The 10,079-nt window shown below is 66.3% G+C and carries 10 protein-coding genes; 2 read left to right on the plus strand and 8 right to left on the minus strand.

Annotated features, from left to right (window positions below):
* Together WAW17_RS23040 and WAW17_RS23045 are read right to left on the minus strand one after the other, a co-directional pair.
* Positions 1 to 594 (minus strand): PHP domain-containing protein (locus WAW17_RS23040; RefSeq protein ID WP_422335223.1); only part of this gene is annotated, 594 nt, incomplete at its 3' end.
* Between the two features lie 151 nt (positions 595 to 745).
* Positions 746 to 1,531: a (2Fe-2S)-binding protein gene (locus WAW17_RS23045; protein ID WP_422335224.1), complete on the minus strand. Its 786-nt coding sequence runs from the start codon at positions 1,529 to 1,531 to the stop codon at positions 746 to 748.
* Positions 1,532 to 1,660: 129 nt separating this feature from the next.
* On the opposite strand from WAW17_RS23045, the gene WAW17_RS23050 reads away from it, so the two are divergent.
* Both WAW17_RS23050 and WAW17_RS23055 read left to right on the plus strand, forming a co-directional pair.
* Positions 1,661 to 3,781: an MMPL family transporter gene (locus tag WAW17_RS23050; RefSeq protein WP_422335225.1), complete on the plus strand. Its 2,121-nt coding sequence runs from the start codon at positions 1,661 to 1,663 to the stop codon at positions 3,779 to 3,781.
* Between the two features lie 32 nt (positions 3,782 to 3,813).
* Positions 3,814 to 5,808 (plus strand): SDR family oxidoreductase, encoded by a 1,995-nt coding sequence (locus WAW17_RS23055; protein WP_422335226.1) that lies wholly within the window; start codon positions 3,814 to 3,816, stop codon positions 5,806 to 5,808.
* A gap of 4 nt (positions 5,809 to 5,812) precedes the next feature.
* Here WAW17_RS23055 and WAW17_RS23060 read toward each other — a convergent pair whose 3' ends face one another.
* From WAW17_RS23060 to WAW17_RS23085, 6 genes are all read right to left on the minus strand, one after another.
* Positions 5,813 to 6,679: a sucrase ferredoxin gene (locus WAW17_RS23060; protein WP_422335227.1), complete on the minus strand. Its 867-nt coding sequence runs from the start codon at positions 6,677 to 6,679 to the stop codon at positions 5,813 to 5,815.
* Positions 6,680 to 6,793: 114 nt separating this feature from the next.
* The gene (locus tag WAW17_RS23065) at positions 6,794 to 7,333 is read right to left on the minus strand and encodes a hypothetical protein (RefSeq protein ID WP_422335228.1); all 540 of its coding nucleotides are present in this window, start codon (positions 7,331 to 7,333) and stop codon (positions 6,794 to 6,796) included.
* Positions 7,334 to 7,370: 37 nt separating this feature from the next.
* Complete coding sequence (locus tag WAW17_RS23070; protein ID WP_422335229.1) at positions 7,371 to 8,345, minus strand: R2-like ligand-binding oxidase; 975 nt, start codon at positions 8,343 to 8,345, stop codon at positions 7,371 to 7,373.
* Positions 8,346 to 8,518: 173 nt separating this feature from the next.
* Positions 8,519 to 9,304 carry an alpha/beta fold hydrolase gene (locus tag WAW17_RS23075; protein WP_422335230.1) on the minus strand — a complete coding sequence of 262 codons (786 nt, stop codon included), beginning with the start codon at positions 9,302 to 9,304 and terminating at the stop codon, positions 8,519 to 8,521.
* A 26-nt stretch (positions 9,305 to 9,330) separates the two neighbouring features.
* Positions 9,331 to 9,714, minus strand: a complete 384-nt coding sequence (locus WAW17_RS23080; RefSeq protein WP_422335231.1) for a VOC family protein — start codon at positions 9,712 to 9,714, stop codon at positions 9,331 to 9,333.
* 179 nt (positions 9,715 to 9,893) lie between these two features.
* Positions 9,894 to 10,079 (minus strand): YdeI/OmpD-associated family protein (locus WAW17_RS23085; RefSeq protein WP_422335232.1); only part of this gene is annotated, 186 nt, incomplete at its 5' end.

A 10,079-nucleotide genomic window follows, 5' to 3' on the forward strand; every position in this document is an offset into this window, starting at 1 on the left:
GTCCGGCCCACCCTCGGCCAGCGCCTGCCGCACATGCCCCTTCCTGCACCCGGTCAAGATCTGCCAGTGGCCTCCTGCCGCGTCTGCGAGACGGTCGATGTCATAGCGGAGCTTGCCTTTCTCCCCGCCGGCAAGATGCGCCGCCGCAATCTCCCGGGACAGCCGCCGATACCCCTCCTGACCACGGGCAAGCACCAGCAGATGCGCATCACCCAGGGTCAACTCGGAGCCGAACACGGTGCGCATGTTCAGTTCCTTCGCTGCCTCCGCGAACCGGACCACCCCGTAGAACCCGTCGTGATCGGTGAGTGCAATGGCCTCGAGACCGAGCCGAACCGCCTCTTCCACCAACTCTTCCGGAGGTGATGCCCCGTCGAGGAAACTGAACGCCGAATGCGCGTGCAGTTCGGCGTAGGGAACGGTGGATCCGGCGTGCTCCGGCTCGCCCGCCCGGTACTCTCCCCGCTTACGTGACCACGCCGGACTGTCACCGCCATCGCCCGGATACAGCGTCTCCGGATCGACCCGCCCCGGCCTGCCCGAGAGCACCCGCTCCATCTCCGACCACGACGGCGGACCGTTACCCCAACCCATCTCACTGCACCTCTTCATGCATATCTGCTCGCTGAAGATGCCGCCGGGGAAGTCGCATCGTTCGAACTGGCGTTCGATATCGTCAGTCTGCCATCCCTCCCCGAATCGGTCAATGCCGGTCGCGGCTGCAGGGCCGCGCGCGCCGCAGAGGTCAACCCGCCAGTGCCGCCAGTCTGCGAACGCGATCCGCGTCCGGACGTCTCGGGCAGCTCACACACTTGTCGGACCTGCCGGTTTCGTAGATCAGGCAGCACGACGCGCGTTGCGTGAATCGGCGGTACCCGACAGCTTCACTTCCCAGCGGATCACTCACCCGCACAAAGGATCCCGAAGTCTCCACATCGACGAACCGCGGATTCGGCATCGCGATCCCGGCGCGCCGCAGGGCACCCACCAACTCGTGCGCGAAGGCACTGCCACGGGCTCGGTCGCCGCATGCCGAACCGGCGTCGAGCGCGCGGTTGGCGATCGAATCCGTCGCGATCGCCCACATCGCGGCAGTCCGAACACCCGACGCCTCGGCCAGTGCGTCGATCACCGCTCTCAACGACTCGGCGAGTTCCGACGCCAGGACGGACAACCCGTCGGCAATCGGGAGCGCGGTCGCCGCGGTGAATCCACCGAGGGACCCGTCCGCCCGCAGGAAGGCACGGCCGTCGCCGAGTCGCGGCCCCGCGGCGAAACCGGTGATCATCGCGGTCGTGACGGGAAGTCCCGTCAGCGTCGAACTGGCCGAATACCACCACAGAGTGCCGTTGACCCGCGGGTTCTCGCTTCCCCACCGCCGACCGGTGTCGGCCACCCGCTCCGCCACCCAGGCCGGGTCGGCCATCCGGACGGCCGGGAACCCCTTGCCGTCGGCCGCCATGATCTGGTCTCCGATGAGCGGAACCCGCTGAGCAGTCGATACATAGACCCGTCTCAGCTGCTCATCCATCGGCCGACCCCAGAACATCGATCGAACAACTCGGACACGTTCCCATCACCCGTCCATGGTGCATCACGGCCGGCGAATCGCATTACAGTCGGCTGCGCAGACCGCCTCGACCAGAACCGGAGAAGACGCATGACACGCTGGGCCCGCACCGTTGTTTCACGAAAATGGTGGGTCCTGTCCCTCGCCGTTGTTGCCGTACTGGTGAGCGGGGCGTGGGGTGCCGGTGTGTTCGCGAAGCTCAGCCAGGGCGGCTTCATCGACCCGGGCAGCGAGTCCGCCGAGGTCGCCAGGATCGTCGAAGACAACCTGGGACCGCAGACCCCGGACATCATCGTGATCTATACGGCTCCCGAAGGAGAGACGCTCGACGACATCGGTCCCCGGGTCACGGCCGACCTCGAGCGGTTCCGTTCGGAGGTCCGGACGTATTCGATCACGTCCTACTGGAGCGCGGACGCGCGCACGAAACCATTGATGGTGTCGAAGGACGGCACCAAGGCCACCGCGGCGATCACCGTCGACCCGGGTGCCGGGATCACGATGGCCGACTTCACCGATCTCGTGCCCACATTGGAGGTGGACGGAATCGACACCGAGTTCGCCGGAAACTCGGTGGTGGGTGTGGCCTTCACCAATCGACTTCAACATGATCTGGTGCTCGCCGAGGCGATCGCCTTCCCGATCACGTTGATCCTGCTGTTCTTCGTCTTCGGTGGAGTCGTGGCCGCCGCGGTTCCGGTGTTCGTCGGCTTGCTGTCGGTGTTCAGCGCGCTCGCGACGTTGCGTCTGCTCACCCTGGTCACCGATGTCAGTTCCTTCTCCGTCAATGTCGCATCCCTGCTCGGTCTCGGACTGGCTGTGGACTACGGACTGTTCATCGTCGGACGCTTCCGCGAGGAACTCGAGGCGGGCGCGGACGCGGCCGAGGCCGGCCGCCGCACCGTGCTCACTGCGGGACGCACCGTCCTCTTCTCCGGACTTCTTCTGGTCTGCGCATTTTCCGGGATGCTCGTCTTTCCCCAGGACGTCATCAAATCGCTCGGCTTCGGAGCCATGGCTGCGGTCGCCAGTGCCGCCCTGTTGTCCCTGACCGCGGTACCCGCGCTGCTGGTGATCCTGGGTCACCGCATCAACGCCCTGACCTGGCGGCAGGGCGCCGCGCAGCGCGGCGAAGTGCGAGCGCGAAAATTCTGGGGTTCGGTCGTGACACGGGTGATGCGTCGGCCGATCGGAGTCGCCGTCACGATCGTCGCCGGCCTGACGGTACTAGCGGCGCCCCTGTTGGGTGCCACGCTCGGCGAGGTCACCTTCACAGCGCTCCCTGCCGACGATCCGGCACGCATCGCCACCGAAACGCTGACCGAAGAGTTTCCCACCACCGGAAACGGTGCCACCCTCATCCTGCGCGGCACCGACGGCAAGGCGCCGCCCGCGGCCGAGGGCGTCGCCGTGGCCCGGGCTGCGCTGCAGGTCGACGGAATCGGAACGGCGGCCGTCGTCGCCTCGAACGGGCAACTGGTCGCCGTCCAGGCCGTCTACTCGGAGGGTGTGGACAGCGACGATCGGAGCGCCGCCGTCGACGGTCTGCGCGCCGTCCCCGCACCGGCCGGCACCGAACTCCTCGTGGGAGGCGGACAGGCCACCGTCGACGACGGCAACGCCGCGATCGTCCACTGGCTGCCGGTCATGATCGCGATCATGGTGACGTCGACGCTGATACTGCTGTTCCTCGCATTCGGTTCGGTGGTGTTGCCGATCAAGGCCGTACTGATGGCGGGGTTGAGCCTGGCCGCCACCTTCGGCGTCCTCACCTGGATCTTCCAGATGGGCAACGGCGCCGATCTGCTCGGGGTCACTCCCGCGCCGTTGGAGGCCACCTTCGTCGTGCTCATTCTCGCCGTCGTGTTCGGCCTCTCCACCGACTATGAAGTGTTCCTGATGTCGCGCATGGTGGAGGCCCACGTCTCGGGTGCCACGACGGAGGAGTCGGTCCGTTTCGGAACCGAGCGGACCGGACGGATCGTGACGGCCGCTGCGCTGCTGCTGGTGGTCGTGACGGGCGCATTCACCGTCTCCGGACTGTCGATCATGCGCTTCCTCGGAGTAGGAATGATCGTGGCGCTCCTCGTCGATGCCACCATCGTCCGCATGCTGCTCGTTCCGTCACTCGTGAAGCTGATGGGCGAGGCCAACTGGTGGGCTCCGGCCTGGATGACGAGGGCGCATGCCAAGGTGGGTCAGGGCCACTAGTGCATCAGCTTACTGTGAAGTAAGTTCGGGTCATGGTCACCTACATCGTCACCGGCGGGACCGGATTCCTGGGCCGGCACGTGCTGCCTCTGATCCTCGACCGCGACGACAGCGCCGAAGTCCACGTCCTCGTCCGTCGGGCTTCCGTTGCGAGGCTGGAGAAACTCGTCGACGGCATGCCGGGTGGCGAGCGGGTGCATCCGCTGATCGGCGATCTCACCGAACCCGACCTCGGACTCACCGAGCCGCCGCAGGCCGACCACGTTCTCCACCTCGGGGCGATCTACGACCTCACTGCCGGCGACGAACAGGCCGCCACCAATGTCGACGGCACCCGCTCGGTGATCGCGCTGGCGAAGAAGCTGGGTGCCACGTTGCACCATGTCTCCTCCATCGCGGTAGCCGGGGACCACGAGGGTGAGTTCCGTGAGACGGATTTCGACCTCGGCCAGGGATTCCCCACCCCTTATCACCGCACGAAGTTCGAGGCGGAAAAGCTTGTGCGAGAGAGCACGGGCCTGCGGTGGCGCATCTACCGGCCGTCGGCGGTGGTCGGCAGTTCCGTCACCGGCGAGATGGACAAGATCGACGGACCCTACTACCTGTTTCCCTTCCTCGCCGCGCTGGCGAAGCTTCCCCGTTCTCTGCCCATGATCATTCCCGACATCGGGTCGACCAACGTGGTCCCGGTCGACTACGTGGCGGCGGCCGTCGTGGAGTTGATGGCGGCGCCCGGCCGAGACGGCCAGGCCTTTCACCTGGTGAATCCACGCCCCCAACCGGTCCGGGAGATCTATGCGGCGCTGGCGAAGGCTGCCGGCGCACCGTATCCCGCCGTGAGCGTTCCCGGTGGCCTGGCCCGTCCCTTCGTGAATCCCCGCCGCAACTCCCCCCTCGACTCCGGTCGCCGGATGCTCCTCGGCAGCCTCGGCATCCCCCCGGTCCTGGTAGACAACATGACCCTGCCCACCGTGTTCGTGAACGACGCCACTCGGGAAGCATTGCGCGGCACTGGGATCGAGGTGCCCGACTTCGCGAGTTTCGCCGACGTCCTGTGGACGTACTGGCGAGAGCACCTCGACCCGGACAGGGCACGGCGAGACAATCCAGAAGGCCCACTCGTGGGCAGGCACGTGGTGATCACGGGGGCTTCCTCCGGGATCGGCCGTAGTTCCGCGATCGCCGTTGCAAAGAAGGGCGCCAAGGTCATCCTGCTGGCTCGCCGAGCCGCGGAACTCGAGGCGGTGGTCGCGGACATCCGCGAAGCAGGCGGACAGGCCTTCGGCTACCCGTGTGACATCACCGACAACGAGTCCGTCGAGCATACCGTCAAAGCGATTCTCGCCGAGCACGATCACGTGGACATGCTGGTCAACAACGCCGGAAGATCGATCCGCAGGAGCCTGTACCGCTCCACCGACCGCCTGCACGACTTCGAGCGCACCATGGCGGTCAACTATTTCGGAGCCGTCCGACTGGTTCTCGCCTTCCTGCCCCAGATGAAGGAACGCCGCTTCGGCCACATCGTGAACATCAGCAGCGCCGGCGTGCAGGCCGCCACACCGCGGTTCGCCGCCTACGTGGCCAGCAAGTCCGCGCTCGACGGGTTCACCGATGTCGCGGCATCCGAAACCCTCTCGGATGGAATCACTTTCACCACCATCCACATGCCACTCGTCAAGACACCGATGATCGCGCCCACCGGCCACTACAACATCGGTCCCATCACGTCCCCGGAAAAAGCTGCGGCCATGGTGGTTCGGGCGCTCGTCGAACGTCCCAAGCGAATCGACGTGCCGTCCGGCACCCTGGGCGAACTCGGCAACCTCGTCGCGCCCGCGGTCAAGGACCGTCTGCTGCACCAGATGTATCGGATGTTCCCCGATTCACCTGCCGCCAAGGGCGAATCCTCACCTGCACAGGACCGAACACCCGCACCCACCGGGTCGTCGCAGCCACACACGTCGTCCACTCTGAGTCGGGTGACCCGCGGGGTCGGACGGCTGGTGCCGGGCATTCACTGGTGACGGGTCAGGTGGGGATCTCGCGGACACCGGTGGCCACGACGGGGTACACCGGTTTGGGCGCCGCCCCGCAACTGGCCGCCCTCGCCGGCAACTCACGCGTCTCCATCTCGACGATCCAGCGCCGCCCGTCACGGTGGGTGACCACCGAATTCGTCTCCACGGTGAGGTCGTTCGGACCGGCACCGGTCAGAGCGCGCACCGCCACCTCCGCGACCTGCCCGTGCGCATCCCAGCAGCTTCGGCCCCGAAGTCCCGGTAGATACACCTCACCGCGCATCGAGGCCCGCACCGCGTCGACACTCTGCTGTTCCGAGAGCCGGCCGTAGGAGAAGCCGGTGGGCAGCAGAATCATCGACGGAGCGAACCGGTGCCCTCCGGTATGCGAACACTCCCACACCGCTCCCCGGAACTCGTCGGCCAGCCGGGACGCCACCGGACGCCCCAGGACGGCGCAGCACTGATCGCGCTTGCCGTGAGCACAGACCAGGACCACCGGGTCTGTGACACTCTCGCCCCAGCCCGGCGCCTTTCCTGCCACCGCGCCGAAGTCGAGGTCCAGGAGTTCGTCCGGCCGCCCGACCTCGAGTCGCTCGCACCACGACCGATCGGGATGCGACTGCGCCACCAGTACCGTGTGCCTGCCCGGTGCCACCGCACTTCGTCCCGGCCGGCGGATGAACATGATCCGCACGCCCGCCGACGCCGCACACGTGTCGAGTTCGCCGGCCAGATCAGGACCGAGTGCCGTGCCGTCCAGAACGTCACGCCCCCACGCACCCGGAACCTCGAGACACACCCAGCCCGTCACCTGCGCAGCGGTACCGGGTAGTGGCTCGTCACGTGCGGACAGCACCGAGCACGTGGCGGTCATCGTTTCTTCCCTCACGCGGCCTCTTCCATCACCCGGTCATTGTGTCAGCCGGAGACGCTGTGTCATCCGGAGACGCTGTGCCGGCCGGGGCAGCTGCCAGCCGCTGACGAGAGGTCACTCGTGACACTTGCGACGCTGGACAGCTGGCGAGAACAACTTCCCCGCCCACACCGTGACGAAACCCTGCGAGAGGTACCCGAGTGCGCCCAGCGCCAGAACCCACTTGGTGACACTCACGGCTGTCGTGGCTCGCACCACCCCATCCGTGACGTGCTCGCGATGCGACAGGAGATGCAGCCCCATGAGGTTCTCGACGTAGTCACCGGCCGCGGACACCACGGGAGCTGCCGCCAGCACCGCCCGGGTTCGCGGCGACAGCGGGGTCAACTCGGCCAGACGCCGCGCACCCGCACGCAGGGCCACCGCGTAGATCACCGGATGCACGAAGTCCGGGTAGTAATGACTCCTGTAACGCGCCGTATCGACGGCATCCATGCCGTCGAGAATCGCGTTGTAGGACTCCGCCGACAGAGCCGTCTGAATCCCGAGGAGGCGGGGCGCCACCGGTCCGAGAAGTCGGGCGATGTTCGCCTGCGAGATCACGAACGCGGCGGACCATCCGATGAGTCTGCGGTCGAGCGAGGTGAGCGACATTCCCCGATCCTGCCACCGACGTCTCCGCCGGCTCTTCTCAGCCGGACGCGTCCGACAGCGCCTTGGCGTCCTCTTCCCCGAACTTCTCTTCGAGCGCTTCGGGTGAGTAGTCCAGATCGATCTCCTCTACCGGCCGGCCCCGCGCCGATTCGATCGCCGAGAGCCGGCGCTGCGCCCGATCTGCCGCGTATTCGAGGAACTCGTCGTTGTCGAGTCCGAACGGCTGAACCTCGAATTGCTTGTTGACCCAGTCGATCATGCCCAGGGCCATCGGCATGAGTTCCGTCATCCGCTCCTGCACCACACCCCAGTTGCTGTCGTCCTGTGCCACGTGCCGACGACAGGTGAATGTTCCCCACGCCATATGGCGACGCTCGTCGTCCCCGATGCGGTGGACGAGTTCCTGCATGCCGGGGAAGATGCCCCGCGTGGTGCATACCTTCTGCCACGCGTAATACCCGGTGAGCGCCAGGCTGCCCTCGATGACGTGGTTGTAGGTGACACTGGCGCGAATCTGGTTGGCCGGACTGGGATCGGTCGCGAGCACACCGAGCGATCCGGGCAGCTCTTCGTAGAACAACTGCCGGTAGTACGGGTTGTCCGCTACGAAAGAATGCAGATCCCCGGTGAGGCCCACCGCGTCCATCCACAACCGGAAGACCTGGGTGTGCTTGGCCTCCTCGAAACAGAACTGTGACAGATACATTTCGTCACCGAACCGCCCCTCGGCCGCCATCGCCGTCATGAACGGCTGGATATCCTGGGTGACGGCCTCCTCGCCTGCGATGAACTGCGCGCACAGAAACGTGGTGCTGCGCTGCTGCTCACTGTTCAGACCTGCCCAATCCGCCGCTTCCCGGCTGAAATCGAGATCGGCCGGGTTCCAGAACTTGGCATTGCCCTTGGTGAACAACCGCAGCGGGAACGCGTCCCAGTTGAGCCCACCGGACCGGAGCGAACTGAATCCCTCCCTGCCGGATGCGTAGTGTTGTCCGGACATGGTTGTCGACATCTCGCGCCTTCTTCCCGATGAGCAGACACGTCCTCGGACGTCCGCGTTTCCGGGTACTCAGCCGCTGAAACCACCAGCGTTGCGAGCGCCCGCTTCACTCTCACGCTAGTCCTGTTCCGCGTGGCTTGGTTTACATTTGCAGACTTTTTGTCGCCGGTTCGTATGTGCTCCGGTCAGCCCGTCTCGGATCCCATGAGGAACGGCAGAGTGACCGCCGCGAACTCGTCGTAACGGTCCCGGTGAATGCTGTGCCCACCGGGGAAGGCCACCACCCGGCACCGCGCGATCGTCGCGACAGCGGCCTCGAGCCTGAGCGGATCGACGAGTCCGGTCGGACCGCCCCGCAGGATGAGGGTATCGGCCTCGATGTCCGGCAAGCGCTCCCACCAGGCCGGGTCCGGGCGGCGGAACTGTTCGAGCGCCGACCCCGTCATCGAACGATCGAACGCGAACACGGCCCGCGGATGCCGGACCAGGCTCGTCGTTGCATGCCACAACTCCGGCAACGTCGGGAACCGATTCGAGAAGGTCTGCTCCGCGTCACCGTGCCGAAGCGGGAGCGGAGCCTCCTCGATCACCAGCCGCCGGACCAGCGTCGGACGGGTTTGCGCCGCGAGCGAGGCGGCGTGACCGCCCAGCGAATGACCGACGAGGTCGACCCGGCTCATGCCCAGGTTGTCGCACACCTCCACGATGTCGGCACCGAACTCCTCGAAGAGATACGACGCCGCACGGGCACTGCGACCGTGACCACGCAGGTCGATCGCCACCACACGGCGGCCACGGCCGATCAGCGCGCGAGCGAATTTGTCCCAGGTTCCGCCGTCACCGCCCATCCCGTGGACGAGAACCACCGGCACGGGATGGGGGTCGGCAGCACCCGACGCCGAGGTGAGACGGCTTTCGCGGTAGGCGATGTCGATACCGCTACGCGTCGGGGTCGTCCTGCTGAGCTCCACGGATAACAGATTATCGGCGGGCCGGTCTATCCGCCCGACCCGTACGGGCGGGTGATGATCTCCAGATAGTGACCGGACGGGTCGAGGAAGTAGACGCCCCGTCCACCGTCATGGGTGTTGATGGTGTTCGGCAACTGCTGCCGGGGATCCGCCCAGTGGTCGAGACCCCACTCGACGATCCGACCGTAGATCTGGTCGAAGTCGTCTTCGCCGACGAGGAAGGCGTAATGCTGGGGCGGGAAATCGGTCGGTGGCTCGGCGAAGTCGAGAGTGACTCCGTTCTCGAGTGGCACCGCAAGAAACATTCCGGCGGGCACCGGATCCGGCAGGCCGAACAGAGTGGTGAAGAACGTTGCCGATTCCTGCCTGTTCTTGGCAGCAACAATGGTGTGGTTGAAGGAAATGGCCACAAGCGACCCCTCGGATATGACGCCACGGACCGCCGTGCGGCCGGGCTGACCTCCATGCCTGACGCAGTCCGCCACCGGCACGCGACGCGGGGACAGCAAAACATGCCGGTCGGGCGGTCCGCAAGGGTATTTCCGCGGGGGTATTTCCGCGGGGGTATTTCCGCGGGGGTATTGCAGGGCTAGTCGTGGAAGCGACGGCCCTCGGCTAGCTGCTGCACAAAGGCCTCGATCCGGCGCGCCCGGGTCTCCGGCCGCTTCGCGGACTGCAACCGATACACGAGCGCGTACCGGTTGCGGCCGTCGAGCGTGCCGTAGAAGGCCTGCGCCGCGGGATTGCCCGCGAGGGCGTCGAGGAAGTCCTGCGG

It is taken from the genome of Rhodococcus sp. (in: high G+C Gram-positive bacteria), assembly GCF_049286785.1.
Lineage (GTDB): Bacteria > Actinomycetota > Actinomycetes > Mycobacteriales > Mycobacteriaceae > Rhodococcus_F.

Excerpts from the sequence above, each read along its gene's own strand:
- WAW17_RS23045 (WP_422335224.1), bottom strand. The coding sequence starts at position 1,531 with ATGGATGAGCAGCTGAGACGGGTCTATGTATCGACTGCTCAGCGGGTT.
- WAW17_RS23065 (WP_422335228.1), bottom strand. The coding sequence starts at position 7,333 with ATGTCGCTCACCTCGCTCGACCGCAGACTCATCGGATGGTCCGCCGCG.
- WAW17_RS23055 (WP_422335226.1), top strand. The coding sequence starts at position 3,814 with ATGGTCACCTACATCGTCACCGGCGGGACCGGATTCCTGGGCCGGCAC.
- WAW17_RS23050 (WP_422335225.1), top strand. The coding sequence starts at position 1,661 with ATGACACGCTGGGCCCGCACCGTTGTTTCACGAAAATGGTGGGTCCTG.
- WAW17_RS23070 (WP_422335229.1), bottom strand. The coding sequence starts at position 8,345 with ATGTCGACAACCATGTCCGGACAACACTACGCATCCGGCAGGGAGGGA.
- WAW17_RS23060 (WP_422335227.1), bottom strand. The coding sequence starts at position 6,679 with ATGACCGCCACGTGCTCGGTGCTGTCCGCACGTGACGAGCCACTACCC.